We start from the raw sequence: 24,299 nt of genomic DNA on the forward strand, positions 1-24,299 counted from the left end.
ATGCCTCTCGCCGCTGATCAACTTTTACGCGTTCCCCTGTTGCCCGTGCTGGCGGCACAGGGGCTTTCCGTACGCCGGAACGCGCGGTTCCTGCCCGAACCCTCAGGTCCACGTGAAGGGCGAGAAGGGCGCGGTCCCCGATTGCGTCTTCTGATTGCCGGGGACAGTTCAGCTGCTGGTGTCGGCGCAGGCACTCAATCACAAGCGTTATCGGGGTGTCTGGTCCGAGAGCTGTCTCGCCACTACGCTGTAGAGTGGCGGTTAGAGGCGACAACCGGGCACACGACGCTGGACACGATCGAACGCCTGCAGGCTTTGAACGGGCAATTCGACATGGCGGTGACCGCTCTGGGCGTCAACGACGTCACGCGGGCTGTTTCCCAAAGGGTTTTCATAGAACGGCAGTCGCGGCTGCTTGCGTTGCTGACGGGTAAGCTGGGCGCGCGGCGCGTTGTTGTAACCGCCGTACCACACATGAACCGCTTCCCCGCGTTACCCCAACCACTGGCCTGGGTACTGGGCCAACAAGCCGCCCGGTTGGATCTTGGGTTGCAAGATGTCGTGGAAAGTTGCGCTCAGGCACGACATCTCACTCTCGATCTGCCGGACGACCCGGCACTTGCGGCACCTGACGGGTATCATCCAAGCCCGAAAACCTATGCCATATGGGCGGTAGAGGCCGCGCGCCTATTGCGTCAGGCCTGAGCCCGTATCTGCCGGATCATCGGGATCGAATACACGACCAAAGCCGTCCAGATCAGCGGGAAAGCGATCATGCGGCCCCGGTCAATCTGCTCGCCGAACACAGCTATGGCGGTGATGAAGATCATGGTGGGCGCGATGTATTGCAGGATGCCCATCGTCGACAACCGCACCAGTTTGGCCCCGTTTGCATAGACCAACAATGGCACAGCCGTCACGATCCCAGCACAGGCCAGCAGCAGGGTGTCCGTAAGCCCCATGCCAAAATGCCCTGTGCCCTTCACGCCAAGCAAGGTGACATACATCAGGGCTGGAATCAGCAGGATCAGCACCTCAAGCAAAAAACCCTGATTGGGCCCGATGGGCAAAGACCGTTTGAAAAACGCATAAAACCCCCAGCTGACCATCAGACCCAACGCAGGCCACGGCAAGCTGCCTGCTTCGACGACCAGCACCAGCACCCCCAGCGCCGCAATCGCCACCGCCGCCAATTGTGTCTTGGTCAAAGGCTCTCGCAACAACACCGCGCCCAAGGCGATGCTGAACAGCGGGTTGATGTAGTACCCCAGCGCCGCATCCAATGCCCGGTCATTGGCAATAGCCCACACATAAATGGCCCAATTCACCGAGATCAGCGCCGCAGTCAAACACGCCATAACCAGCATCTTCGGGTTCACCAGCGCCGCCTTCAAATCCTGCGTCCGCCCCAAAGCGACCAGCAGCAACCCCGCCACCGGCACTGACCAGATAATACGGTGCGAGACAATCTCGATCGGCCCGACATGCGCCATGGCTTTCATATAGAGCGGCAAGAATCCCCACAAAACATAGGCTGTGACAGCCAATACCAACCCCTTGGGCGTGTCTGCGGCATTCTGTGGGATGGGTGTGTTTGCCACGGCGGGTCTCCGATTGATATCGGACTCTCTACGGCAAACCTCTGCCCTATGAAAACCACGAAAACTGTGAAGCCGGCCATCAGGAATTCTGATACGTCACATGTTTGGAACCAAACCAACATGCGAGGCTCTGCCTCGCGCTCCGAGATATTTTTGGCCAGATGAAGCACGGATCCTGCACTTCATCTGGCCTCAAATACCTCAGGGATTCGCGCCTTGCCGCGGCGGGGGCAGCGCCCCCTTTTCCCGCGTTTCAGACTTTTACGCGTTCCGATTTGGGATCGTACATCGGTTTCAGCGAGGCTTCTGCTTTGACCTTCACGCCGCAGACGTCGATCTCATAGCTTGAGGCAAGCACATCCGCAGCCTTCTCGCCCGCACAGGGCACATAGCCCAGACCGATGGCGCCACCCAGCGTGTGGCCATAATTGCCCGAACTCAGATAACCCACATATTCGCCATCCCGCAGAATGGGTTCATTGTGGAACAGCAGTGGCTCGGGGTCAGTCAGCCTGAACTGGAACAACCGGCTTTGCGGCCCGCTTTCCTTACGGGCAATAACCGCCTCACGTCCGATGAAATCGCAGCCCTTGTCGGTTTTCACGGCAAAGCCAAGCCCGGCATCGACCACGTGATCCTCGCAGGTGATGTCGTGGCCAAAATGGCGGAATCCCTTCTCGATCCGGCAGCAATCCATCATATGCATGCCGCAGAGTTTCAGGCCCATATCTTGCCCGGCCTCGTACAGGGTTTCGAACACGTGGCCCGCCATGTCCGAGGAGACGTAGATCTCCCACCCCAGCTCGCCCACGTAGGTGACGCGGTGCGCCCGGGCGAGGCCCATGCCCATCTCGATCTCTTGCGCTGTGCCAAACGGGTTGGCCGCGTTCGAGAAATCAGCGGACGAGACTTTTTGCAGCAACCCGCGTGCGTTGGGGCCCATGACGGCCAAAACGCCCTCGCCTGCCGTGACATCGGTGATGACCACGTTGAACCCACCCGCGTGGCGTTGCATCCATGTTTGGTCGGCCAAGCGCGTGGCTGCGGGGGTGACCACCAGATAGGCTGTCTCGGTCAGACGGGTGACGGTCACGTCCGCTTCGATCCCGCCCGCGCGGTTCAGGAATTGAGTGTAGACAATCTTGCCATTGGGCACTGAGTAATCGCCACCTCCAACGTAGTTCATGAACGCCTCGGCATCCGGCCCTTCGACGCGGATTTTGCCGAAGGACGACATGTCATACATGCCCACATTCTCGCGCACCGCACGGTGTTCGGCAGCGGAGTTTTCGAACCAGTTCTGGCGTTTCCAGCTGTAGTGGTACTCGCGTTCCTGACCTGCGTTGGCGAACCAATTGGCGCGCTCCCACCCGGCCAGTTCACCCATGACGGCACCGTGTTCCAGCAGGTGATGGTGGAATGGTGTGCGCCGCACGCCGCGCGCGGTGGCTTTCTGACGGTACGGGTAGTGGTCGGCATAAAGCAGGCCCAGCGTTTCCTTGGACCGTTCAAACAAATACTGCTTGTTGCCCTGAAACGGCTGCATCCGGCTGATATCCACATCGCCCAGATCAAAGGGTTTCTCACCGCTGTCCATCCACTCGGCCAGCGCCATACCCGCGCCCCCGGCGGACTGAATCCCGATCGAATTGAACCCGGCAGCGACCCAATAATTGTCCATCTCGGGCGCAAGGCCCAGATGATAAGCATCGTCGGGCGTGAACGATTCCGGCCCGTTGAAGAAGGTGTGAATCCCCGCCTCGGCCAGCATCGGCATCCGGTTTACTGCCGCCTCAAGGATCGGCTCGAAGTGGTCGAAATCCTCGGGTAGTTGGTCGAACTCGAAACTGCCGGGGATGCCCTCCATGGCCCATGGCTTCGCGTTGGGTTCAAACGCGCCCAGCAAGATTTTGCCCGCGTCTTCCTTGTAATAGGCGCACTCATCCGGCACGCGCAGAACCGGCAGCTGGGTCAGGCCGTCAATGCCTTCGGTCACGATATAGAAATGCTCACACGCGTGCAGCGGGACGTTCACGCCTGCCATGCGCCCGACCTCATGCCCCCACATGCCCGCGCAGTTCACCACCATATCGCATTCGATATGGCCCGAGGCGCTGCCGTCATCGGCAATCCATTCAACGCCCGTGACTGTACGCCCCTGTTTGACGATCTCGGTGACTTTCACCCGTTCCTTGACGATCCCGCCGCGTTGCCGCGCGCCCTTGGCCAGCGCCAGTGCGATATTGGCCGGGTCGCCCTGCCCGTCCAGCGGCAGATAGACTGCGCCCTTGACGTCTTCAACATTTAGATGTGGGTACATCTCCTTGACGCGCTCGTTCGAGATTTCCTCAACCTCGACCCCAAAGGCGCGGGCCATGGCAGCCTGACGGTAGATCTCTTCCTTTCGCTCCTCGGTCAAAGCTACGGTGATCGAGCCGCAGCGTTTGAACCCCGTGGCAACACCGGTTTCTTCTTCGAGCGAGCCGTAAAGTTCCTGACTATATTTCGCCAGTTTGGTCATGTTCGCCGTCGCCCGCAACTGTGCGATCAGGCCGGCGGCGTGCCATGTGGTGCCGCTGGTCAGCTGCTTGCGCTCCAGCAGAACGACATCACTCCAGCCCTTCTTAGTCAGGTGATATGCGACCGAGCATCCGATGACGCCGCCGCCGATGATGACCACTCGGGCCTTGTTGGGAAGATCAACCATCCTGAAATCTCCGCGCTGTCAGGTTTGGGCCAAAATGCCACGGAAGATCGACAATAAATGCGCCAAAAGCGTCACAAAATCGGTAATTTTCACCGATGTGTCGCGCGCTTTTCACGACGCAGAACAAAGGGCGTGACGCCGAAAAAGCTTTTGTAAACAGACGAAAACCCGTTCGGGAACCCGCAGGCAAGGCCGATCTCGCGCACGCTCATGGTGGTGTTGAGAAGCAGGTTATTGGCCTTGGCCAACCGCATCTCGCGGTAGAACCCGTTGGGGGTGGTGCCGAAGAAGGTCTTGAACTTGCGCTCGAGCGAGCGGTTGGACAGATGCAGTTCCTCGACGATCTGATGGATCGGCAGAGGGTCCTCGATATTGGCCTGCATCAGCTTGATGCACTGGTCCAGCTTGGCATCCCCGGTGGCGGTCAGACGTGTGCCGGAAAACGGCTGCATGGAGGAGAAATCGCGGATGTTCTCGTGCAGCATAATATCGGCCACGGTCATCTTGGCTGGCCCCGAGATGTGTCGGCCGATCACAGACAAGGCCACATCCGTCGTCGCCTCCATCCCCGCACAGGTGACAACGGCGCCTTGCTGTGTGGCGATGGAGAGCTTCGCCTCGAACCGGGCCCCGCGTTCGCGCAGGAATGAGGCATTTTCCCAATGGGTCGCCATATCCTCGGTACCGTGTTCGTCGATGTAACGGCTGGCGGCTTCAGCCAGCAAGAACACCTGTGCGCCACGATATGTGTAATCCGAAACCACGCGACCCAGCGAAAGGTCGGGATGGTCAGGGTCGGTATTGCCGATGACAAACAGGTAATCCGCGTTGGGCTGGGTGCTGACAGCCTCGGTCTGGATCATCGCATCGCTGCTGGAATGGATCGGTCCACCCTTCAGCGACTTATACGCATAGGTAAAGGGCGGGTGCGGGCAGACGCGATTGGCCAGCCGCAGCACCTCGACCAGCGACGCCAGTTCCAGCAGCACATAGCCGGGGGCGACGAGGATATCGAAATGCTGCTGACCCGCCATCGCCCTAGACGATCCGGTGTCGCGCGGCGTGCAGCGCGTGGGCCAGCGCCTCGATATGATCGGGGCCGACCTCGCAGCAGCCGCCGACGATGGTGGCCCCGTGTTCGACCCAGGACATAGCAAAATCGGCATAGGCTTCAGGCGTCAGGTCACGACGTTCTTCTAGCGCATCAACAGTGGGGGCGTCTTCCAAAAACCCTTGTGTGATGCCGGTGAAGCCATTGGCATAGGCCCCGTAAGGGCGGCCCATCGTTTCAAGGATCATCAGTGCGGGCATCACCGATTCCGGGCGGGTGCAGTTGATCAACACCGCTTGCGGCGCAAAGCGATCGACCAGAGGCGCGACCTGCGCCAGATGCTCGCCCGAACGCAGGCGGGTGCCGTCATTATCCATCACTGACAGCGCCAGCCAGACGGGTTTGGTTGCGCTTTCCGTCCCGCGCAACGCGCCTTCGGCTTCTTGCAGGGACGAGACGGTTTCCAGCAGGAATAGGTCCACCCGGTCGTTCATCAGACCGACCAGCTCGGCATATTTCAAGGCCGCGTCTTCCACATCGGGCTTCAGGTCGGGCCGGTATGAGGCCAGAAGCGGCCCCAGTGCCCCTGCGATCCGCCCGCTCGAGGGCGGCCGCGCGCGTTCTGCCTGTGTCAGCGCCGAGTCGATCAGGGCGGGCAGTTGATCCTCGATCCCTTCGCGCACCAAGCGCGAGCGGTGCACGGCATAGGTGTTCGTGGTCGCCACCGTCGCGCCACGGCGGAAGTAATCGGCATGGACTTGCCCCACCAGTTCGGGCTGATCTATCATCACGCGCGTTGACCACAAAGGCGTGGGCTTTTCGCCACCGCGCTTGACCAGTTCCTGCCCGATCGAGCCGTCCAACAGGGTGATATCCGCCATAGCCTTACCTTTCCTCAGGGAATGAGAACCAGTTTTCCCGCAAATGCTTTGGACTGAAAGTCCTCTTGCGCTTCGGCGATATCTCTTAGCGGATAGGTTTTTGAGATCAAAGGTTTGATCCGGCCTGCGTTCATAAGTTCGACCAATCGTCCGAAAACCTCGAAGGCCTGATGGGTGCAGCCGTGGATGGTGATGTCGCGCAAATAGATATCGCGCAGATCGGCCTGAACGATGGGGCCGGCGATGGCACCAGATACCGCATACTGCCCGCCGGGTTTCAGCGACAGGATCAGGTTGGGCCAGGCGGGGCCACCGACGACGTCGATCACAACATCGAACATGTCTTTCGGCAAGGGCGCGTTACGGTCAAACGTATCCGTTGCCCCTTGATCTTTGACCACATCGGCTTTGGCTGGGCTGGTGACACCCCACACGGTCGCTCCGCGTAGCCGGGCAAGTTGCACAGCAGCCAGACCGACCCCGCCCGAAGCTCCGGTGATTAAAACCTTGTGGCCTGCAGTCACGCCTGCGCGGGTCAGCAGGTTTTCCGCCGTGCCAAAAGCACAGGGGATGGCAGCGATCTCGGCATCCGACAGCGGTGAAGCCGAGACGTCATACAGGTCCGACGCCTCAACCAGACAATATTGCGCGAAGGCCCCGTCAATCTCGGACCCGAGCGCGATGAACCCTGTCGGATTGCCGGGGCGTGGGCGCGGCAGGTTGATCGGGCAGGTGACTCGTTGACCGGGTTGGAACCCAGTCTCGGGTCCGGCAAGTTCAACGATGCCGCACAGATCGCCGCCCTGAATGCGCGGGAAGTGTAACGCGCCACCCCAGCCGCCCGCGTCGACCTCCTGATCCACCGCATCCGTCGCGCCGGTAATGTCTGAGGAATACCAGCCGACACGTGTGTTGATATCGGTGTTGTTGACCCCAGCTGCCGCGACCCGAACCAGCACCTGACCGGGCCCGGGTTGTGGCACCGGGATATCCGCGCGCCACTCCAGCGCCTCTGGCCCGCCGTGGCGGGTCAGGTGAACGCCCTGCATGACGCGCGGAACAGCCATGGTCAGGCCCGCAGCCGGTCGTTGGCCGGATCCCAGAGGGGTTGATCCTCTTGCACCACAGCGGGGTATTTCTGGCCGTAGATCTCGACCTCCAACGCGGTGCCCGGATTTGCCAATTCCGACTTGATCATGCCCAGTGCGATGGACTTGCCAACGCGATAGCCCCATGCACCCGATGTGGTCTCGCCCACGATCTGGTCGCCTTGCCAGATGCAGGACATGTAGGGTGCGTCGCAGTCACCGGCCTCGACCGTCAGGGTCACGAAGGACTTCTTCACCCCTTGCTGCTTTTCGTTCAGGATCGCGGCCTTGCCGGGGAAATCCTGCGGCTTGTCTAGTTTGACGAAGCGCCCCAGCCCGCCTTCCAGCAGAGAGTAATCGGTCGACAGGTCGCCCTTCCACGCGCGGTAGCCTTTTTCGATCCGCAGCGAGTTCAGCGCATACATGCCAAACGGCGTGGCACCAGCCTCAAGGATCGCGTCATAGATCGCAGGCATGTCGTCGTTCAGAGCGTGAACTTCCCAACCCAGTTCGCCAGCAAAGGATACGCGGATCAGATAGGCGGGTTTCCCTGCCACAGTGGCGGCCTGATGGGTCAGCCAGCCCAGCGACAGATCGGCATCGGTCAGCCCCGCCAGGATGTCCCGCGATTTTGGGCCGGTGACGATCAGCGTGTCGCGTGTGGTGGTAACATCCTCGACACTGACACCCGAGGGCATCGCATTCACCAGAATGTCCCGGTCGTGCCATTGCGCGGTGGCGGCGGTGATCATGACGAACTCATCTTCGCCCAGACGCAAGCAGGACATCTCGGTCAGGATGCGGCCCCGGTCGTCGGCGATATAGACCAGATTGATCCGGCCCACCTTGGGCAGACCGCCCGTCACCAGCCCGCGCAGCGCCTCGGCCGCGCCTTCTCCCTTAACCATGAAGCGCGAGAAACCCGGCAAGTCCAGCACGCCGCAATGGTCGCGCACGGCCTCGCATTCTTCTTTGATCCGCTGCTCCCACGGGCCGGATCGGGCCCATGTATGCGTCGCGTCCAGCGAGGTGTCATCGCCCGGCTTGGCGAACCAGTTGGCACGTTCCCAGCCGTTATAGGCACCCATCACGCCGCCCAGTTCCTTGATCTTGTCATGAACCGGAGACAGCTTCTTGTCGCGCGCCGCGGGCCATTCGTGATGGGGGAAGTGCATGGCGTATTCGTTGCCGTAGACCTCCATGCCCTTCTGGTTGCAATAGTCTTGATCGGTGTAGTCGGTGTAGCGGCGTGGATCGACGGCCCACATATCCCATTCGGTCGCGCCATCGACGATCCATTCGGCAAGCACCTTGCCAGCGCCACCGCCCTGCGCGATGCCGAAGGTAAAGGTGTGCGCCTCAAACGCGTTGCTTACGCCGGGCATCGGCCCGATCAGAGGCAACCCATCCGGCGCGTAAGGGATCGGGCCATTGATGACACGTCCAACGCCCGAAGTTGCCATCAGCGGCACCCGCTCCATCGCGTCGGTGACGATGTCTTCGATCCGGTCCAGATCGTCGTTCCAAAGCTGGAAACTGAAATCCTCGGGCATCGGATCGTCTTCGGTCATCCAATGGCCCTTGCAGTTGGGCTCATACGGCCCAAGGTTGAAGCCGTTCTTCTCCTGCCGCAGGTAGTACGAGATATCCACGTCGCGCAGCAGCGGCAGCTTGCCGCCGTTTTCCTTTGACCACGCTTCCACCTCGGGGATTTCATCGGTCAGCAGGTATTGGTGGCTCATGACCATCGCAGGCACCGTACGCCCGCCAAAGGGTTTGAACCATTCGCCCACGCGCTGCGCATAGTACCCAGCGGCGTTGACCACGTAGTCGCAGGCAATATCGCCCTTATCGGTATGCACAGTCCAGGTGCCATCTTCATGCTGAGTCACGCCGGTCGCCGGGCAGAAACGGATGATCTTTTGCCCCATATCCCGCGCGCCTTTAGCCAGCGCCTGCGTCAGCTGCGCCGGGTCGATGTCGCCGTCGGTCGGATCGTACAGAACGCCCTCAAGATCATGGGTTTCAAGGAAGGGATAGCGCTCTTTGGCCTCTTCCGCTGTCCACATCTCCATCGGGATGCCTTGATAACGACCCATGGACAGGGCGCGTTCGAACTCCTGCATCCGTTCCTTGCTGTGCGCCAGACGGATCGAGCCCGAAACGTGGTAGTTCATCGGGTAATCGACCTCGTCCGCAAGGCGCGAATACAGCTCGGTCGAATAGCGCTGCATGTTCATGATCGCCCACGAAGTCGAGAATGTCGGCACATTGCCCGCCGCGTGCCAGGTGGACCCGGCCGTCAACTCGTTCTTTTCCAGCAGAACGCAGTCGGTCCAGCCCTTCTTGGCCAGATGATAAAGCGATGAACAGCCGACGACGCCGCCGCCGATGATGACCACACGGGCCTTGGTTGGAAAATCACTCATGGTTTTGCTTCCCTGTTAGTATGCCCGTTGGGGCAGATCGTCCTGAATGTCGTAGTAGTCGCCCTTGTCGGCGACGAAGATATGTTGGGCGAGTTTCAGCCCGGTGGGCTCGTCCAGAGACCCTATTGAAACCGCAATCGTGTCCTCATCATTGTGCTGCCAAAACAGGAACGAGCCGCAGGCGCTGCAAAAGCCGCGCTTGGCGATGTCGGAGGCGCGATACCAACCCAGCGTCTCACTGGAGGTAAAGCTGAGGTTGTCTTCATGCGTCTCGCAGGAGGCCCACAGATGACCCGATTGCCTGCGGCATTGGCCGCAATGGCAGGCGTTGGATGCGGCGAGGTCTCCGTCAATGGTGTAGGCGACCTTGCCGCAGAGGCAGGAACCGGTGTGCATGTCTTTACCCCCTTGCTGTAGGCGTTGCGCTGGTACCCAGCATCACGCCGTAGATGATGAAACAGGTCGCCATCACGCGGCGGACCCAGACGTTGAACACAGCACCCAGCGCAGCCTTGCCCATCAGCGCACCCAGCAGGGTGAACCCCGTGTAGCTGAGCGTTGTGATGACCAGCGCGGTGGGCATGATCACCCCCATCTGTTGCCAGACCGGCACGTCGGGTTGAACGAATTGCGAAAACGCCGCCAGATACCCGGCCACGCTTTTGGGGTTGATCGTTGCCACCGCCAGTGCGTGCAGATAGACGTGGCGCGCGGGTCGCTCGGACGCGGGCGCGGGTTTGCTGGCATTGATCCAGCCGCGGATGCCCATCCAGATCAAGAACCCCGCGCCGATCAGTTTGGCGATGAAAAACCCGGTGGGTGAGGCCGCGATCAGCGCCGTGACGCCCAGCGCGGACAGGATCAGAAAGGCGCTGGCCTGAGTCAGGATCGCCAGCACGCCCAACATCGCCTTGGCAAAGGGCAGGCTCATTCCGTTTGAGATGCAATTGACCGCATTCGGCCCCGGTGTGGTGACGAACACCACCCAGAACAGAGCGAATATGGTCCAGGCCTCGAAGCTCATTCAATACACCGGCGGGGCGATGACCCAGATGGCCACGGCGGGCTCATCATAGGGGTTCGCCCAGTGATAAGGTTCGTGTTTGATGCGGAAACTGTCCCCCGGCCCGACCGAAAACTGCCGCCCGCCAATCGTCAGGTCCAGCCGCCCTGAGATCATATAGCCGACCTCTTGCGTCGGGCGATTGGCGGGGGTCTGCATCTGCGAGCGGGGCTCGAATGTGGAATGCACCATCTCAAAATCATCGGTCAGATCAGGCGAGAGCAATTCCTCGATCAGTCCTTCCTCGCCCGATCCCATTGGACGGCGTGAGCCCGCGCGAACCACATAACCCTGCTCATCCGCCGGGGCGGCGGAATGGGCAAACAGCATCGACATGGGCACGCCCAGACAATCGGCCATCTGCCGCAGGTCCGAGATGGACGGATCGGACATATCCCGCTCAACCTGGCTAAGCCACCCGACCGAGCGGTTCAACTTTGCAGCAATCTCGCTCAGCGTCAGCCCGCGCGCTTTGCGCAGGGCGCGGATATCGGCACCAAGGGTCGCGCTTTGGGGGGCTTGAGAGTTCAATTGCCGCTCCGCGTTGTCGTGAAATTTCATCCCTGTTTTTCACGATGGCGCGAATCGATGAAAAAACCAAGCGTTTTTTCACTTGGGTCACGCGGCCACGTTCGGTATCGGTCACGCATGTGGATTGCAGTAATGTATCTGTGGGCGATCAATACCCTGACCCTGCTGGCCTTTGGCTGGGACAAACTGCGCGCGCGGCGGCGCAAGCGCCGGGTGCCGGAACGTCCTCTGCTATGGCTGGCTGCGCTGGGTGGCAGCCCCGGAGCCATAGTCGGGCGGTGGATATTCCGCCACAAGACCCGCAAACGGGGATTTTCGAGGTGGTTATTTGCAATCCTGATCGGTCAGGCCGCTGCTTGCTATGCTGCCTTCACCTTTCTGCCCCCGCTGCTGGGCTAACCGACCTCAGCGTGCGAACACATCGCGGAGGATAGAGGCAAGCCCATCGGCATCTGCCTGAGTAAACGCATCGGGCAGATCGCTGTCGATATCAAACACCGCGATCACCTCACCCTGCGCGTCAAAGACAGGCAGCACCAGTTCCGACCGGGTTGAGGACGCACAGGCGATATGGCCGGGAAATGCGTCCACGTCAGCCACAAGCTGCACCTCTTGGGTCCGGGCCGCTGCGCCACAAACGCCACGGCTAAAGGGGATGACAAGACAACCGTGGCCACCTTGGTAGGGACCAATCTTAAGCAGGTCGGGCTCGGTCACCCGATAAAACCCGGTCCAGTTAAAGCGATCATCGCTGTGATGCACCTCGCAGGTGACGGTCGCCATCAGGGCGACCTCATCCGTTTCACCCTCGGTCAGAGCGGCAATGGCTTTAGCAAGCTGCGCATAGTCGACGGTCATGGTCACTGGTCCGGATCAATTTGCTTTGTGCAGCGACCTATGCCGAAAACGCCAAAGCGTCAAACCCGTTCGATTGCGATCGCCGTCCCTTCACCGCCACCAATGCAGATGGCCGCCACACCCCGTTTGAGGTTCCGCTTTTCCAACGCATTCAAAAGCGTGACCATGATCCGTGCGCCCGAAGCGCCGATTGGGTGCCCTAGCGCACAGGCCCCTCCGTTGACATTGACGATGTCACGGGGCAGGCCCATCTCGCGCATGAAGGCCATGGGCACGACCGCAAAGGCTTCGTTGACTTCCCACAGATCCACATCGTCCTTGGACCACCCGATTTTCGCCAACAAGGACTGCGCCGCAGGAACCGGAGCAGTGGTGAACAAACCCGGTGCCTGAGCAAAGCTGGCATGGCCAAGAATGCGCGCGCGTATGGTAAGCCCGCGGGCCTCGGCAGCATCGGTCGACGCCAGAACCAGAGCGGCAGCACCGTCCGAGATAGAGGAGGAGTTGGCTGCCGTTACCGTCCCGTCTTTGCGAAATGCTGGTTTTAGCGTCGGAATTTTTTCGGGACGCGCCGATTGCGGTTGTTCATCAGCCGAATGAGTGATCTCTCCCTTACGAGAGCGGGTCACGACAGGTGTGATCTCGGCGTCAAAAGCACCGGTTTCCTGCGCGGACAGCGCGTTGGACAACGAACGCACGGCGTATTCATCCTGCTCTTCACGCGTGAACTGATACGCCTCGGCACAATCCTCGGCGAAGGTTCCCATCAAACGGCCTTTGTCATAGGCATCCTCGAGCCCATCCAGAAACATGTGGTCTACGACCTGCCCATGACCAATCCGAGCACCGCCACGCATCTTGGGCAGCAGATAAGGTGCGTTCGTCATACTCTCCATCCCGCCGGCAATCATCGTGTCGGAATGACCCAAGGCGATTTGGTCGTACGCAATCATCGCAGCCTTCATGCCCGACCCGCACATCTTGTTCAGTGTGGTGGCGGGAACGTCCTCGCCAAGCCCGGCAGCAAAGCCCGCCTGCCGCGCGGGCGCCTGACCCTGACCGGCCGGCAAAACGCAGCCCATCAAAACCTCGTCCACTGTGTCAGCCTGTGCACCATCAAGCGCCGCACGGATTGCGGCGCCACCTAGTTCGGCAGCGGTGACCCCGTCGAACATCCCCTGAAATCCACCCATCGGAGTGCGTGCAGCCCCTGCGATCACGACCTGTTTCATACGGATGCTCCTCTCAACTTCCCTACCTTTGGATACCGAATGGTAAGATTTGCCGTCTAGCGTATTTCTACCATTTATTTTCAGTTTGAAGGATAGTCGCGTATGAGCCTGACCAGCAAAACGACTGACACAACGCAGGTCATTACGGTCCATTCCGACCGGATTGATGCCGCGATGGCCATCCAGTTCAAAGAAGACATGCGAAGCACGGCACAAGGCGGGGCGCCACGGGTCGTTCTGGATTTGACGGATGTGGAATTCATTGATTCCAGCGGGCTTGGGGCCATCGTGGCGTCGATGAAGCAACTCGGCAGCGAAAGACGCCTGGATTTGGCCGGGCTGCACCCATTTGTCGAAAAGGTGTTTCGGCTAACGCGCATGGATACGGTGTTCAAGCTGTACCCGACATTGGACGATGCGCTGACGGCTGCGGCGGACTGACGGATCTGAATGGGCGCAATGGCCATGTGTGACGAGAATTGCATGGATTTGAACTTTGCCGCGACCGAGGCTGAAGCCAGCACTGGCATCGCCAGAATTAGCACCTGCCTAGAAGCTCAGGGCCTGCCGCAACACAAAGCTGCCGACGTCAAGATAGCGCTGGCCGAGGCGATCAATAATGTCGTTGAACACGCATATGCGGGAATTACACCGGCAAAGGTCAAGGTCAGATGCCGATTGAACGAAAACTGGCTTGAGATCCTGATCTCGGACACAGGCAACCCACTGCCGGGGTTTCGTGTACCTGACGGTGTCCCTGCACCGCTTGGCTCCTCACTGAATGATCTGCCCGAAGGTGGGTTTGGCTGGTTTCTGATCCATGAATTGACCAGCGAAATCCGTTATGAACACACGAACGGCTGCAATCGTCTGTCCCTGCGCTTTGACTTTCCACGCTTGGGCTAGACCGAAAATGTCACAATAACGCCCAGATCAGACCATTGTCGCGCCGCAAACAAAGAGCAAAAGTTAACTCGTAGCTCAGATAGCTTCCCTCGGCGCCTAGTGTCACAGCCCCCACCCAGTGAACGGCGCCGAGGAACTTCCCCTTGATTTGACTGGACAATAACAACCCGCGCGATACGTTCGGCGCGTTCAGTCACGGGAGCATCACTATGCGCGATTTCCATACACCGGGCCGGTCACAGGTTCTGGCGACCGAAGGCATGTGTGCCACGTCACATCCTTTGGCGGCTCAGGTTGCGTTGCAAATTCTGCAGCAGGGCGGCAATGCGATGGACGCCGCGATCGCAGGAGCGGTCTTGTTGGGAATTTGCGAGCCGCAAATGACCGGTATCGGCGGCGATTGCTTTGTACTTTTCAATCGTGCGGGCGAAAACAAAGTTCGGGCTCTTAACGGATCAGGTCGCGCGCCTGCTTCGGCCAAAGCGCAAGACCTGCGCGCCAAGGGTTTGGAGACTGTCCCCTTGAACACGCCCGAAGCTGTGACAATCCCCGGTGCGGTGGATGCATTTTGCCATTTGGCTGATACCGAGGGAAAACTCGGGCTTGAAACCATTCTTCAACCCGCCGTTCATTATGCCGAAATCGGGGTTCCGGTCGCGCCGCGGGTGGCATTTGACTGGATATCGGGCGCATCCAACCTGCAAGGCGCCGCACGAGACCACTATCTGTTCAACGGGGCCGCACCCAAAATCGGGCAGGTTTTTCGCGCGCCCGGTCAGGCCCAGGTGCTGCGGCAGATTGCCAAATACGGCAGGGATGCGTTTTACACCGGGGACATCGCGCTGGACATGATCGATGCCCTGACAAGCCGCGGCGGCGTACATACAGAAGCGGACTTCGCCTCGACCGCCTTTTCCAAGACGAAACCGGTGAGCGGCCGGTACCATGACACCGAACTGTTCGAACATCCGCCCAACGGTCAGGGGGCCACGGCGATTCTTCTGCTTAATATTCTGAAGAACTTTGATCTGTCCGGTATGGACCCGTTCGGGGTCGAGCGTATTCATATTGAGGCTGAAGCCTCAAAGTTGGCCTATGACGCCCGCAACCGGTTCATTGCTGACCCCGATCATATGGCACAGGCTCAGAAGTTCACTGATCAGGGTATTGCCGACAGCTTAGCCGCGTTAATCGACCCCAATCGCGCGATGCCCGCTGCTGCACCGGTCACTGAAGCAATTCACAAAGATACGATCTATATCACCGTCGTCGATCGCGACCGAATGGCAGTGTCACTGATCTATTCGATCTTCCACAGTTTTGGCTCGGGCATCGCATCCGAGAAATATGGGATTTTGCTGCAAAACCGCGGCGCTGGGTTCACGCTGCAACAGGGCCACCCCAACGAAATGGGCGGCGGCAAACGCCCGATGCATACCATCATTCCAGGCATGGTCATGCAGGACAACCGGATCACCATGCCCTTCGGCGTGATGGGCGGAGCGTTCCAGCCAACCGGCCATGCGCGCCTGTTGTCGAACCTCACCGATCACGGTTTGGACCTTCAGGCCAGCATCGACGCGCCACGCGCATTCGCTGATGGGGGTGTACTGAAACTCGAGCGCGGAATTCCGCGCAAGGTGGCTGAACAATTAGGCGATATGGGTCACAAAGTTGAAATTCCGGAAACCCCGCTCGGCGGCGCCCAGGCAATCCTCATCAAAGAGGACGGTGTGCTTGAAGGCGCAAGCGATCCCAGAAAAGACGGTTGCGCGCTTGGCTACTGACCAAGCGCCGGCTGCCCCGTTGTCAGTTCAGGTGAAAGTGCAAAGGGTACGCACCGTTTTCGAACGGACCGAACATGTCGGGAATATCGGGATGTTCCACCGGTTCGCCCGACTGGTCAGCAACCAGATTTTGTTCAGAAACATAAGCAACATAGAAGGATTGGTCGTTTTCGGCCAGCAAATGATAGAACGGTTGTTCCCTGAGCGGACGACTGTCTTCCGGTATCGCTTGATACCATTCTTCCGTGTTCGAGAATTCCGGATCCACATCAAAAATGACCCCTCGGAAGGGATGTTTTTTGTGGCGAACCACCTGACCCAGACGGTACTTGGCGTTTGTCTTCAGCATATCTTCAGCCCCCAAAGGTCTTACTACTCTTTTATGCGCTGAAATGCCAATCAATGATCGGAAATTAAGGGAAACAGTCTGTGAACCTCTTACTGACAGTGTTTGAAATTGTTGCTCCGGTCTTTCTTTTAGCCGGAATCGGCTATGCGTGGGTCAGGTTCGGATTCGAATACCGACTGGAATTCGTGACTCGTTTGGCGGTCACGCTTGCAGTACCCAGCCTTATTTTTGTTGCCCTTATGCAAACTGAGATTCCCGCAGGCGAGCTGACGCGGTTCACACTGGCGGCCATTGTTGGCCATCTGGTACTTGCTGTCGCATTCGGTTTATTTGTGCGGTTTTCCGGGCTGGATCGCAGAACCTACCTTGCACCGCTCATCTTTGGAAACACGGGCAATTTGGGGCTACCGCTTTGCATTTTTGCCTTTGGCCAGGCCGGGCTTGGATTTGCCGTGATCTTTCTGGCCGTCACTGCACTTTTCTCTTTTACATACGGGATTTATCTGGTTGCTGGCAAAGGCGCGTTTGGCAAAGTAGCACGCGAACCGATGGTATGGGCCACTTTGCTAGGCGCGCTATTTCTGTGGCGCGGGTGGGAAACGCCACTGTTCCTGACCAATACACTGGATCTGTTGGGGCAAATGGCTATTCCAATGATGCTGATCACCGTCGGCGTCGCAATAGCGCGCCTGACCACCCGGAAACTGGGGCAGGCTATCTGGCTTTCAGCGTTGAAACTGGCGGTCTGTTTCGCGCTTGGCTGGGGTATCGCACTGGCGTTCGCTTTGGATTCGGTCGCATTCGGGGTTCTGGTGCTGCAAATGTGTGCGCCTGTGGCCGTGACCTCATACTTGCTGGCCGAACGGTTCGAAGCCGACGCGGACGCAGTAGCGGGTATGGTTATGGTCTCGACCGTGTTGTCGGTGGGCGCAATGCCCATAATTCTAGCTATTGTGCTGTAGCGTTTGTGATTTCCAAAACGCTCAATCTGCGCTAGAATAAAGAAAAAAGGCACGAGGCACATGAGCAGAATTCTTATCGTACTCTTCGGGGTGCTGCTTTTGGCATCCTGTAGTGGCGGCTCGAAACAGCCGCCCAGCAAGCTGAATGACGCGTGCAGCATTGCGCGCGAGCGGCCCGACTTTATCAAGGCATTCAAAACCACAGAGCGGAAATGGGGTGTCCCAGTTCACGTACAGATGGCGACAATCTATCAGGAAAGCCGCTATCGGCACGATGCGCGCACTCCACACCAATACGTGCTGGGTGTCATCCCGATGGGCCGCCAAAGCAGCGCTTATGGCTTTAGCCAAGCTTTGGACGGCACGTGGGAGGAATACCAGCGCGAGACCGGCAAACGCCGTGCCAAGCGGGACCGTATCCGTGATGCGTCCGACTTTATCGGCTGGTACATGACCAAAAGTCTAGATCGCAATGGGATCCAACTGCACGACACGCGTAACCAGTATCTGGCGTATCATGAGGGCCATACCGGCTATGCTCGCGGCAGTCATTACAGCAAAACTTGGCTGTTGAACGTCGCCAACAATGTAGATGCACGCGCCAAACTGTATCAGGCACAACTGTCAGGCTGCCGTTACTAAAAGGTCAGCGGGTCAGCGATTGCCTGACCCGCTTCTGGTCCGGCGCGAGAAGAGGTTGTTATCCAGGTTCCCGCCCGTCTCAAGCGGCCCTAGCAAGACCGTAGTCTGGCTGCCTGCGTTGTCATGGATCACCCATTTGCGCAGCTCTACCGGATCGCCGGTGAACATCAGTTCGATCCGGCCCGAATCCGGGTTTTTGGGATCTTGCGCTGTCACAACCGTAGCCGTGCCGTCAAAGTCGTGCCCGACCACCATATTCGCCTGAGCCAAGTTCACGTTCCTCGCCAGAACCAATGACAGCGGTGTGCGCCGCAAGGGGTATTGCTCGGGTGGTTGATTGGACTTTGGATCGAAAATCTGAACCGTCCCAGCCCGCGCCAGAACAACAGCGCTGTTAGGCGGGTCGTATTCGAACCGCATCTTGCCCGGCCGTTCAATCCACAGCTTACCGGTGCTGAGCGACCCGTCATCATTGACCTGAGTGAAGGTGGTCTGAACGGTTTTCAACTCGTTCAGATAGTTTGATATCTGCGACAATGGCAGCTTATCCGCGGCCCACGCGGCGGGTGCGGTCAATGTCAAAGCAAGGGCAAAAGCAATCTGTTTCATAAGGCACAGATAGGCCTTCTGCCCTTGTTATTAAATATCCTATTGCTCGGGGATGAGGATTTCGCGCTTTCCGACATGATTGGCTGCGGAAACAACGCCTTCGTCCTCCATTTGCTCAACCAGACGGGCGGCTTTGTTGTAACCGATGGCAAGTTTCCGCTGGATATACGAGGTCGAGCATTTGCGATCCTTGATCACAATCGCCACCGCCTGATCGTACAAAGCATCCTCGCCATTGGTGTTGCCACCGGTATTCAGGCCAAGAACTGCATCGATATTGTCGGCCTTTTCCTCGGCCGGGCCATCGACGACACCGCTCATGTAATCGGGCGGGCCGAACTGTTTCAGGTGGTTGACGATTTCTTCGACCTCTTCGTCCGACACGAACGGGCCGTGGCAGCGGGTGATCTTGGCCCCGCCAGCCATATAGAGCATGTCGCCCTGCCCCAGCAGTTGCTCGGCGCCCATCTCGCCCAAAATGGTGCGGCTGTCGACTTTCGAGGTCACCTGGAACGAGATCCGGGTGGGGAAGTTTGCCTTGATCGTGCCGGTGATCACATCAACCGAAGGCCGCTGCGTGGCCATGATCAGGTGAATACCCGAGGCCCGCGCCATCTGCGCCAGACGTTGAATACACGCCTCGATCTCTTTACCCGCGACCATCATCAGGTCGGCCATCTCGTCGACGATAACGACGATATAGGGCATCGCCTCGGGTGCGAATTCTTCGGTCTCGAAGGTGGGTTCGCCGGTCTCGTCGTCAAAGCCCGTTTGGACCGTGCGGCTGAACATCTCGCCCTTGGCCAACGCATCCTTCACACGACCGTTGTAGCCCGCGATATTGCGCACGCCCATTTTGGACATCTTGCGATAGCGGTCCTCCATCTCGCCCACGACCCATTTCAGGGCGACAACCGCCTTTTTCGGGTCCGTCACAACGGGCGACAGCAGATGCGGGATACCGTCATAGACGCTGAGTTCAAGCATCTTGGGGTCGATCATGATCAGGCGGCATTCATCGGGTGTCAACTTATAGAGCAGCGACAGGATCATCGTGTTGATCGCCACCGATTTACCGGACCCCGTGGTCCCTGCGATCAGCAGGTGAGGCATCTTGGCAAGGTTCGCCACGACCGACTCACCGCCGATATCCTTACCCAAGGCCAACGGCAGCGCATGGTTGCCGTCGCCGAAATCACGGCTGGCAAGGATTTCACGCAGCACCACCATCTCACGGTTCTCATTGGGCAGTTCGATGCCGATGACCGAGCGCCCGGGCAGGGTCGAAACACGTGCGGACAGCGCCGACATCGAGCGTGCGATATCGTCGGCCAAACCGATCACACGGCTGGCTTTCAGACCGGGTGCCGGTTCCAGTTCATACATGGTGACAACGGGACCGGGGCGAACACTGACGATCTCACCCTTGACGCCATAGTCATCCAGCACGTTTTCCAGCATCCGGGCGTTTTCCTCCAACGCCTCATCGCTGAGGTGATGGCGCTGAATGCTGGCGGGGTTGGCCAGCAGGCCCAAAGGCGGCAATTCGAAATCGGAATGCTTGTCCTCGAACGACAGCGCAGGTTGCGCTTCGGCCTGCGCGCGGCGCGAAGGCTGCGGCGCGCGACGCACAGGTTGCGCGACAACCGGTTTGCGCGGTTCAGCCACCGGGATTTTCATCGCCGGGCGCGACTCAGGGGCGGGCTCGGGTTCAACCATCGGCTCATCCTCGAACACGGCCTCATCATAGTCCGGCTCGGGCGCAAAATCCTGATGCAGAGGTTCATGCCATTCGGTTGGTTCTGCCGTCAGCATCGGCTCGGGTGGCAAACCAGTCGACGTCATCGGCGGTTCCGGCGGCAATTCACCCGCGCCAGAGTTCAGGATCAACGGATCGGGCCCACGTCCCCGCCCCTTGGTCAGCGGCAGGTTTGGGTCATGTTCAGGTACCATCTCACCCGCGGCGACCTTGCGGTTGCGCACAGCGGCGGAAATCTTGGACCGGATGCGGTCTTCGCCCGGCATCTCTTCAAAATCGGCGAGAGGCTCGCGGTCGATCAATTCGGGCTCGGGCATAGGGTCCGGGCGGCGGATCAGATCGGGGATACGCGACAGCAAGCCCGATTTCACGGGCTCGGGCGCAGTCAGCGGAGGCTCTTCGAACGGCGGATCGGCGTAAGCCAGTTCATCGTCGAACACGGCTTCGGCGGCTTCGACACGCGCGGCTTTGCGCTCATCCCATTGCGCGCGGCGGTCACGAGCCGCTTGCGCGGTTGCCGACGCACTGCGGCCCAGCAGGTTCATCAGCGCGTCGTAAGACATCACCAAGCCCAGCAAAAACGCCCGGAAGCCTTTGCGCACATCGTCCTTCGTAAAGCCCAAGACGAAAATGCCCAGCGCCAGCATCCCGAGCGCCATGGCCAGCGACATCAGCTTGACCACGAAATGCGATGCGACCGGCAACAGGGTTAGCAACGCGCCCATGACGGTGTCGCCAAACAGCCCTCCAAGGCCGAAACTATGGGTCGAACGCCAAGCCTCATCGGGCACCAAGGTCGCTGCATAGACCGAGACGACGGCAATCCAGATCGGCGCAAAGATCAACCGGGCAATCGCGCGATCCTCGCCAAAATGTCCCGCAAATCGCACGCCCCAGCCGATCAGAACCAAGGCAATGCTCCAGCTGCCCCAGCCCACGATCATGAACAAGGGCGCCGCGATAGATGCACCAATACGCCCCATCCAGTTCTGCACCGGCGCATCGGTCGAGACCATCCAGTTCGGATCATCCGGCGTGTAGGACCAGATCATAGCAGCAGCTGCCAGCCCCAGCAGGATCAAGGCAATCCCAATCAACTCCTTGCTGCGCCGCTCAATGGCGGCTTGCGTTGTACTGTCCAGCAATGGATCGCGGTTGCGCGCGTTCAATGATGCCATTTTGCCCTCGTACCTCACGAATAGATGCAGTCGCGGAGCGTAATCAGCCCCTGCTGCAACTCTGTTTTTGGAGCCACAAGCGCGGCCCGAATAAAATGCTCGCCCGGGTTTTGTCCCGGATCGCCTTGGGAAAGATATGCGCCTGGCAGAACCCGAACCCCGGTTTCACGCCAGAGCTTCAATGCGGTCTCTTCGCCGTTATCGACCGGTAGCCACAGGAAAAACCCAGCCTCGGGTGACATATAGCCTTGCACACCTGCAAACACGTCATCCGCGATGGCGTATTTTTCCTGATAAAGCGCGCGGTTCTGGATGACATGCTCCTCGTCCGCCCAAACACGTGCGGCGGCGGCCTGCAACGGCAAAGGCAGTGGCGATCCGGCATAGTTGCGCAGCTGTTTGACCCGTTTGATCGTATCCGGCCCGCCCGCAATCAGACCCGAGCGCAGCCCAGCCAGGTTCGACCGCTTCGAGAGTGAGTTGAACAGCACCACACGTTCAGGGTCTGCGCCCATCTCTTGCGCGACGGTCAGTGCACCGACCGGTGCCTCGTCACGGTAGATCTCGGAATAGCATTCATCCGCGAAGATGCGGAAATCGTACTTTTCCGCCAACCCGATCAGTTCGGCCCAATAGTCGCGTGAGGCCACAGCGCCCTGAGGGTTGGCGGGTGAACAGATATAGGCCGCGACGGTGCGGTTCAGCACATCCTCGGGCAGGCCTGCATAATCGGGAAGGTGTCCAGTGGCAGCAGTGGCCGATACAAAAACAGGGTCCGCCGCGACCGAGATCGAGGCCACCATATAGACCTGATAGAACGGGTTCGGGCACAGGATGACCGGCTTCTGGCCATTCTTTTCCTCGGGGCACAACGCCATGGCGGCGTTATACAGCCCCTCGCGCGTGCCATTCAGGGCCATCACGTTGGTGTCGGGGTCCATCGTCACGCCATAGCGGCGCGCGATCCAGTCGGTGATCGCGCCACGCAGCTCGGGTGAGCCTTCGTTGGGCGGATAACCTTGAAACCCTGCGGCATTCTCAGAGATGACATCCGTCACCCAGGCCGGGAAATCGTGCATCGGCGCGCCGATAGTCATGTGAATCACATCGCCGCCCGGTTGATGGTGGTCCAACAGGGTGCGCAGACGCGGGAAAGCGTATTCCGGTAGGTTCGAAAACCGCTCGGGGAAATTCATATCTACTGCCTCAAGTTCGGGATCATAGCGCCCCGTTTTCAGGCAGGTTACAGGCCGCACCCCGTTTCGTCCAGCCAAAGTGATGGCGAATCAGGGGATTGTGGCATTCAGGCCAATGCCGCCTCGGCCGCTGATCCGATCCGTAGCAGAGCCTCCTCGGACCCAGGATAGCCCATCATCATCACCCCGCAGCCCGGTGTTACTGTCGGTAAGGTCAGCGCGGCCAGACCCATCAGGTTGCCGATCCGCGTGTTGCGCAAAGCAAGCAGGTTTTCAGTGACGTAATAGTCGTGATCGGTCAGCAACCGATCCAGATTAGGCGGTAGAATCGGAGCAGTCGGTGCCAGAACAGCATCAAACCCGGATGTGGCCGCATCCCAGGCAGCGCGAGAGGCCTTCAGCTTGGACCACGCCGCGATGTAATCCGCACCCGAGACATTCTTGCCCGTGCGGAACCGTTCGAGGATTTCTGGATACATCGCGTCCGGGTTGGCTTCGATCACATCGCGCCACAGGCCATAGGCCTCGGTCGTGTAAAGCACACCGGACAGCGCCATCGCATCCGCCAGTTCGGGCACTTCCAGCGGTACGATCTCGGCCCCGGCATCGCGCAGACGCTCCAGCGCGCTGTCATAAGCGGCGCGAGGAGTGTCGCGCAGGTTATCCTTGGCGATATTTTGCAGATCGGCAAAGCGGCGGCCTTTCAGGCTGGCCCCACGCAGATCGGCGGGTGTGCCGCCTTCCAACAGGGCCAGCATATGCGCCGCGTCCTCAACCGACCGGGCCAGCGGGCCCACGGTGTCGAAGCGCAGGCACAGCGGCACCGTGCCTTCAAGGCTGACCCGCCCTGCAGTTGTTTTCAGACCCACCAGATTGTTCCATGCGGAGGGAATACGCACCGAGCCTCCGGTGTCGGACCCAATCCCACAAGCCGCCAAACCCCAAGCGACCGAGGCCGCCGCGCCCGAGGATGACCCGCCCGGCACGGCTTCCACATCATCAATGCAGGGCGGCGTGTCGGTGATGGGGTTCAGACCAAGGCCCGAGAAGGCCAGCTCGCTCATATGGGTTTTGCCCAGACAGACCGTGCCCATGGCCGTGGCGTTGCGCACGACAACCGCGTCCGCCTGCGGCACCCGGCCTTTCAGCAGGGCCGATCCGGCCTCGGTCCCGGTGCCCGCGGTATCGAACAGGTCTTTCCAGCTGATCGGCACCCCGTCCAGCAGTGACCGGCGCAGACCCAGCGCGGCGCGATCCTGCGCGGCTTTGGCCTCGGCCCGGGCGCGGTCGTGGGTGACGCGCGCATAGATGCGGTCGCGGTAGGGATGGGCGTCGATGGCGGTCAGATAGGTCTCGGTCAGCTCGACCGGGTCAATCTGGCCCATGCCGATCCCCCGCCCCAGATCACACGCCGTCATGGTCAACCAGTCCTGCATCCCTGCCCCCTTGGAAAATTCTGCTGACGGGACG

23 protein-coding genes are annotated in these 24,299 nt (G+C 59.7%); 7 read left to right on the forward strand and 16 right to left on the reverse strand.

Annotated features, from left to right (window positions below):
- Nucleotides 1-705: an SGNH/GDSL hydrolase family protein gene (locus tag AC2FF7_RS10675; RefSeq protein ID WP_480866445.1), complete on the forward strand. Its 705-nt coding sequence runs from the start codon at nucleotides 1-3 to the stop codon at nucleotides 703-705.
- Here AC2FF7_RS10675 and rarD read toward each other — a convergent pair.
- From rarD to AC2FF7_RS10720, 9 genes are all read right to left on the reverse strand, one after another.
- A complete protein-coding gene (gene rarD, locus AC2FF7_RS10680) occupies nucleotides 696-1,601 on the reverse strand; it encodes an EamA family transporter RarD (protein WP_496849431.1) in 906 nt (301 codons plus the stop codon). The genes AC2FF7_RS10675 and rarD overlap by 10 nt on opposite strands.
- Before the next feature lie 253 nt (nucleotides 1,602-1,854).
- Nucleotides 1,855-4,308: a GcvT family protein gene (locus AC2FF7_RS10685; protein ID WP_480866448.1), complete on the reverse strand. Its 2,454-nt coding sequence runs from the start codon at nucleotides 4,306-4,308 to the stop codon at nucleotides 1,855-1,857.
- 89 nt (nucleotides 4,309-4,397) lie between these two features.
- A complete protein-coding gene (locus tag AC2FF7_RS10690) occupies nucleotides 4,398-5,342 on the reverse strand; it encodes a GlxA family transcriptional regulator (RefSeq protein ID WP_480866449.1) in 945 nt (314 codons plus the stop codon).
- A 4-nt stretch (nucleotides 5,343-5,346) separates the two neighbouring features.
- Nucleotides 5,347-6,240, reverse strand: a complete 894-nt coding sequence (locus tag AC2FF7_RS10695; RefSeq protein ID WP_480866450.1) for a homocysteine S-methyltransferase family protein — start codon at nucleotides 6,238-6,240, stop codon at nucleotides 5,347-5,349.
- A 14-nt stretch (nucleotides 6,241-6,254) separates the two neighbouring features.
- Nucleotides 6,255-7,307 (reverse strand): alcohol dehydrogenase family protein, encoded by a 1,053-nt coding sequence (locus AC2FF7_RS10700; RefSeq protein ID WP_480866452.1) that lies wholly within the window; start codon nucleotides 7,305-7,307, stop codon nucleotides 6,255-6,257.
- A gap of 2 nt (nucleotides 7,308-7,309) precedes the next feature.
- Nucleotides 7,310-9,757 carry a GcvT family protein gene (locus AC2FF7_RS10705; RefSeq protein ID WP_480866454.1) on the reverse strand — a complete coding sequence of 816 codons (2,448 nt, stop codon included), beginning with the start codon at nucleotides 9,755-9,757 and terminating at the stop codon, nucleotides 7,310-7,312.
- Nucleotides 9,758-9,772: 15 nt separating this feature from the next.
- On the reverse strand, nucleotides 9,773-10,153 hold the full coding sequence (locus AC2FF7_RS10710) for a GFA family protein (RefSeq protein WP_480866456.1): 381 nt from the start codon (nucleotides 10,151-10,153) through the stop codon (nucleotides 9,773-9,775).
- A gap of 4 nt (nucleotides 10,154-10,157) precedes the next feature.
- Nucleotides 10,158-10,781 carry a LysE family translocator gene (locus tag AC2FF7_RS10715; RefSeq protein WP_480866458.1) on the reverse strand — a complete coding sequence of 208 codons (624 nt, stop codon included), beginning with the start codon at nucleotides 10,779-10,781 and terminating at the stop codon, nucleotides 10,158-10,160.
- Nucleotides 10,782-11,351, reverse strand: a complete 570-nt coding sequence (locus AC2FF7_RS10720) for a helix-turn-helix domain-containing protein (RefSeq protein WP_170783659.1) — start codon at nucleotides 11,349-11,351, stop codon at nucleotides 10,782-10,784. It abuts the gene before it with no gap.
- A gap of 57 nt (nucleotides 11,352-11,408) precedes the next feature.
- On the opposite strand from AC2FF7_RS10720, the gene AC2FF7_RS10725 reads away from it, so the two are divergent.
- Nucleotides 11,409-11,750, forward strand: a complete 342-nt coding sequence (locus AC2FF7_RS10725) for a DUF1294 domain-containing protein (RefSeq protein ID WP_480866460.1) — start codon at nucleotides 11,409-11,411, stop codon at nucleotides 11,748-11,750.
- A gap of 6 nt (nucleotides 11,751-11,756) precedes the next feature.
- Here AC2FF7_RS10725 and AC2FF7_RS10730 read toward each other — a convergent pair whose 3' ends face one another.
- Both AC2FF7_RS10730 and AC2FF7_RS10735 read right to left on the reverse strand, forming a co-directional pair.
- Entirely contained in the window at nucleotides 11,757-12,209 is a 453-nt protein-coding gene (locus tag AC2FF7_RS10730) for a GAF domain-containing protein (RefSeq protein WP_170754546.1), read from the reverse strand.
- A gap of 59 nt (nucleotides 12,210-12,268) precedes the next feature.
- Nucleotides 12,269-13,441, reverse strand: a complete 1,173-nt coding sequence (locus AC2FF7_RS10735) for a thiolase family protein (protein ID WP_170754548.1) — start codon at nucleotides 13,439-13,441, stop codon at nucleotides 12,269-12,271.
- A 102-nt stretch (nucleotides 13,442-13,543) separates the two neighbouring features.
- On the opposite strand from AC2FF7_RS10735, the gene AC2FF7_RS10740 reads away from it, so the two are divergent.
- The 3 genes from AC2FF7_RS10740 to AC2FF7_RS10750 all read left to right on the forward strand — a co-directional run bounded on the left by AC2FF7_RS10740 (nucleotide 13,544) and on the right by AC2FF7_RS10750 (nucleotide 16,134).
- Entirely contained in the window at nucleotides 13,544-13,882 is a 339-nt protein-coding gene (locus AC2FF7_RS10740) for an STAS domain-containing protein (RefSeq protein ID WP_170527408.1), read from the forward strand.
- A gap of 42 nt (nucleotides 13,883-13,924) precedes the next feature.
- A complete protein-coding gene (locus AC2FF7_RS10745) occupies nucleotides 13,925-14,347 on the forward strand; it encodes an ATP-binding protein (RefSeq protein WP_496905623.1) in 423 nt (140 codons plus the stop codon).
- Nucleotides 14,348-14,556: 209 nt separating this feature from the next.
- Nucleotides 14,557-16,134: a gamma-glutamyltransferase family protein gene (locus tag AC2FF7_RS10750; RefSeq protein ID WP_496905624.1), complete on the forward strand. Its 1,578-nt coding sequence runs from the start codon at nucleotides 14,557-14,559 to the stop codon at nucleotides 16,132-16,134.
- Nucleotides 16,135-16,156: 22 nt separating this feature from the next.
- On the opposite strand, the gene hspQ is transcribed toward AC2FF7_RS10750, so the two are convergent.
- The gene (gene hspQ / locus AC2FF7_RS10755; RefSeq protein ID WP_170355374.1) at nucleotides 16,157-16,483 is read right to left on the reverse strand and encodes a heat shock protein HspQ; all 327 of its coding nucleotides are present in this window, start codon (nucleotides 16,481-16,483) and stop codon (nucleotides 16,157-16,159) included.
- 80 nt (nucleotides 16,484-16,563) lie between these two features.
- Between hspQ and AC2FF7_RS10760 the strand changes: the two genes are divergently transcribed.
- Together AC2FF7_RS10760 and AC2FF7_RS10765 are read left to right on the forward strand one after the other, a co-directional pair.
- The gene (locus AC2FF7_RS10760) at nucleotides 16,564-17,445 is read left to right on the forward strand and encodes an AEC family transporter (RefSeq protein WP_480866465.1); all 882 of its coding nucleotides are present in this window, start codon (nucleotides 16,564-16,566) and stop codon (nucleotides 17,443-17,445) included.
- Nucleotides 17,446-17,505: 60 nt separating this feature from the next.
- Entirely contained in the window at nucleotides 17,506-18,087 is a 582-nt protein-coding gene (locus AC2FF7_RS10765; RefSeq protein ID WP_170355376.1) for a transglycosylase SLT domain-containing protein, read from the forward strand.
- 12 nt (nucleotides 18,088-18,099) lie between these two features.
- Here AC2FF7_RS10765 and AC2FF7_RS10770 read toward each other — a convergent pair whose 3' ends face one another.
- From AC2FF7_RS10770 to AC2FF7_RS10785, 4 genes are all read right to left on the reverse strand, one after another.
- Nucleotides 18,100-18,696, reverse strand: a complete 597-nt coding sequence (locus tag AC2FF7_RS10770; protein WP_496849441.1) for a LolA family protein — start codon at nucleotides 18,694-18,696, stop codon at nucleotides 18,100-18,102.
- A 39-nt stretch (nucleotides 18,697-18,735) separates the two neighbouring features.
- Nucleotides 18,736-21,633, reverse strand: coding sequence for a DNA translocase FtsK (locus AC2FF7_RS10775; protein WP_480866468.1), 2,898 nt, complete (start codon nucleotides 21,631-21,633; stop codon nucleotides 18,736-18,738).
- Between the two features lie 14 nt (nucleotides 21,634-21,647).
- Nucleotides 21,648-22,829, reverse strand: coding sequence for an aminotransferase class I/II-fold pyridoxal phosphate-dependent enzyme (locus AC2FF7_RS10780; RefSeq protein WP_170756525.1), 1,182 nt, complete (start codon nucleotides 22,827-22,829; stop codon nucleotides 21,648-21,650).
- Nucleotides 22,830-22,936: 107 nt separating this feature from the next.
- Nucleotides 22,937-24,265, reverse strand: a complete 1,329-nt coding sequence (locus tag AC2FF7_RS10785) for an amidase (protein WP_480866470.1) — start codon at nucleotides 24,263-24,265, stop codon at nucleotides 22,937-22,939.
- Between the last annotated feature and the right edge of the window lie 34 nt (nucleotides 24,266-24,299).

This window comes from Ruegeria sp. YTSC325, from assembly GCF_059609525.1.

Coding starts and splice junctions, on each gene's coding strand:
- AC2FF7_RS10675 (WP_480866445.1), top strand. CDS start 1: ATGCCTCTCGCCGCTGATCAACTTTTACGCGTTCCCCTGTTGCCCGTG.
- AC2FF7_RS10685 (WP_480866448.1), bottom strand. CDS start 4,308: ATGGTTGATCTTCCCAACAAGGCCCGAGTGGTCATCATCGGCGGCGGC.
- AC2FF7_RS10690 (WP_480866449.1), bottom strand. CDS start 5,342: ATGGCGGGTCAGCAGCATTTCGATATCCTCGTCGCCCCCGGCTATGTG.
- AC2FF7_RS10695 (WP_480866450.1), bottom strand. CDS start 6,240: ATGGCGGATATCACCCTGTTGGACGGCTCGATCGGGCAGGAACTGGTC.
- AC2FF7_RS10700 (WP_480866452.1), bottom strand. CDS start 7,307: ATGGCTGTTCCGCGCGTCATGCAGGGCGTTCACCTGACCCGCCACGGC.
- AC2FF7_RS10705 (WP_480866454.1), bottom strand. CDS start 9,757: ATGAGTGATTTTCCAACCAAGGCCCGTGTGGTCATCATCGGCGGCGGC.
- AC2FF7_RS10710 (WP_480866456.1), bottom strand. CDS start 10,153: ATGCACACCGGTTCCTGCCTCTGCGGCAAGGTCGCCTACACCATTGAC.
- AC2FF7_RS10715 (WP_480866458.1), bottom strand. CDS start 10,781: ATGAGCTTCGAGGCCTGGACCATATTCGCTCTGTTCTGGGTGGTGTTC.
- AC2FF7_RS10725 (WP_480866460.1), top strand. CDS start 11,409: ATGAAAAAACCAAGCGTTTTTTCACTTGGGTCACGCGGCCACGTTCGG.
- AC2FF7_RS10730 (WP_170754546.1), bottom strand. CDS start 12,209: ATGACCGTCGACTATGCGCAGCTTGCTAAAGCCATTGCCGCTCTGACC.
- AC2FF7_RS10735 (WP_170754548.1), bottom strand. CDS start 13,441: ATGAAACAGGTCGTGATCGCAGGGGCTGCACGCACTCCGATGGGTGGA.
- AC2FF7_RS10740 (WP_170527408.1), top strand. CDS start 13,544: ATGAGCCTGACCAGCAAAACGACTGACACAACGCAGGTCATTACGGTC.
- AC2FF7_RS10745 (WP_496905623.1), top strand. CDS start 13,925: ATGGATTTGAACTTTGCCGCGACCGAGGCTGAAGCCAGCACTGGCATC.
- AC2FF7_RS10750 (WP_496905624.1), top strand. CDS start 14,557: ATGCGCGATTTCCATACACCGGGCCGGTCACAGGTTCTGGCGACCGAA.
- hspQ (WP_170355374.1), bottom strand. CDS start 16,483: ATGCTGAAGACAAACGCCAAGTACCGTCTGGGTCAGGTGGTTCGCCAC.
- AC2FF7_RS10765 (WP_170355376.1), top strand. CDS start 17,506: ATGAGCAGAATTCTTATCGTACTCTTCGGGGTGCTGCTTTTGGCATCC.
- AC2FF7_RS10770 (WP_496849441.1), bottom strand. CDS start 18,696: ATGAAACAGATTGCTTTTGCCCTTGCTTTGACATTGACCGCACCCGCC.
- AC2FF7_RS10775 (WP_480866468.1), bottom strand. CDS start 21,633: ATGGCATCATTGAACGCGCGCAACCGCGATCCATTGCTGGACAGTACA.
- AC2FF7_RS10780 (WP_170756525.1), bottom strand. CDS start 22,829: ATGAATTTCCCCGAGCGGTTTTCGAACCTACCGGAATACGCTTTCCCG.
- AC2FF7_RS10785 (WP_480866470.1), bottom strand. CDS start 24,265: ATGCAGGACTGGTTGACCATGACGGCGTGTGATCTGGGGCGGGGGATC.